Annotated in this window: 1 protein-coding gene; it reads left to right on the top strand. The window is 62.6% G+C overall.

Translation table 11 applies throughout. The features are described 5' to 3' along the window. Nucleotides 1-18 precede the first annotated feature (18 nt). Complete coding sequence (locus tag ENZ74_RS31085; RefSeq protein ID WP_063170069.1) at nucleotides 19-1,305, top strand: FAD-binding oxidoreductase; 1,287 nt, start codon at nucleotides 19-21, stop codon at nucleotides 1,303-1,305. Nucleotides 1,306-1,740: the final 435 nt, after the last annotated feature.

The following is a 1,740-nucleotide window of genomic DNA, read 5'->3' as shown; positions in this document are numbered from 1 at the left end:
CTACTCCCTGCGAGCATCATGCCCTACCAATCCCCGATCTCCCCCGGCCGTTCCTGGTATGAGGACACGGCCGGTCCGCGGCCTGAATACCCGGCGCTGGATGGCGACCGGACATGCGACGTCGTTGTCATCGGCGGCGGCTTTACCGGCCTGTCGGCGGCAGCGCATCTGGCCAAGGCGGGCGCCAATGTCGTTTTGATCGAGGCGTATCGCTTCGGTGATGGCGCCTCCGGGCGCAATGGTGGCCAACTTGGCACCGGCCAGCGCGCCTGGGCCGAAGACCTGGAGGCCGAGTACGGCTTGTTCCGCGCCAAGGCTCTGTTTGATCTTGCCGAAGAGGCGAAGGCGCATCTCCTCGAATTCACTGCCGCCAACCAGATCGATATCGACTATATGCCGGGCCAGCTCTCGGTGGCGCACAAGCCGCGCTATGTCGATGACTACAAGGCGCATGCCGAGATCATGGCGAGCCGTTTTTCCTACCCGCATATCTCGTTCATGGATGCCAGGGAGACGGCGGAGCGGCTGGGCTCGACCGCCTATTTCGGCGGCACGCGCGACACCGGCACAGGGCACATCCATCCGATGAAGCTGGTGATCGGCACAGCGCGGGTGGCAGCGCTTGCAGGCGCGCAGCTGTTCGAGGGGACTCAATCAACCGGCATCATTTCCAGTGGCGGCAAGATCAAGGTTTCGACGTCGAGAGGCACGGTGACGGCGCAGAAATGCCTGATCGCGGTCAACGCCTATGGCGGCGCGCTCGAGCCGGTGAGTGCCGCGCACGTCATGCCGATCGGTTCCTTCATCGGCGCGACCGTGCCTCTGGGAGCCGACTCGAACGTTTTGCGGGGCGGCGAGGCGGTCGACGATTCCCGCTTCGTCGTGCGCTATTTCCGCAGATCGAAGGACGGGCGGCTGCTGTTTGGCGGACGCGAGGTCTATGGCGTCAACGATCCCCGGGATATCCACATCCACATCCGTCGCCAGATCGCGGAACTCTATCCGGCGCTCGGGGATGTCGAGATCACGCATGGCTGGGGCGGCTATGTCGGCATCACGGTGCCAAGAAAGCCGTTCGTGCGCGAAGTGATGCCCAATGTGATCTCGGCCGGCGGCTATTCCGGCCACGGCGTCATGCTGTCGAACTACTTCGGTAAACTCTATGCCGAAACCGTTGCCGGCAACCGCGACCGGCTGAAGCTGATCGAGGATCTGAAAATCCCGCCTTTCCCTGGCGGCCGGCGTTTCCGCACGCCGCTGCTGTTCCTGGCGCTCAACTGGTTTGCGCTGCGCGACAGGATCTAGCCGGCCGGCCTGATGTAATATTGTAATATTTGTTGTAACATTTGTTGCCCGTGCGACGCATTGCGCAATTTCCCGCAAAGGCGCAGAATCCTCTATGTTGGCGTACTGATGCCACAATCGCAGGCGAAAGCTGCCGGTTCTGGGCGATTGTTCGGGGATTGTTGCGGGCCTGCCCGCGTTGTTTTTGGGACCGATGCGGATCAGACGCCGGACTTCCGGCACCGATTGAAAGAACGTCGGCCCGCTTATGGAGGTGGCAAGAGTGAGAGAGCCCTTCAGTTTCGGTACGCCGGAACGTCGGCGCTTTGCCATGCAGTTCGGATACGACATGCGGCCGTCCTTCTGGCAGGAAGTCCGTTCGAACTCGCATCTGGTGATTGCCGCGATCGGCACCGCCGCACTGCTTGGCGTCGCCGCCGTGGCGCTGTGGCTGGC

This window comes from Mesorhizobium sp. M7A.F.Ca.CA.002.15.2.1, from assembly GCF_003998715.1.
GTDB lineage: Bacteria > Pseudomonadota > Alphaproteobacteria > Rhizobiales > Rhizobiaceae > Mesorhizobium > Mesorhizobium ciceri.
The sequence above is the reverse complement of the archived record's forward strand: the minus strand, read 5'-3'. Positions and strand labels throughout refer to the sequence as shown.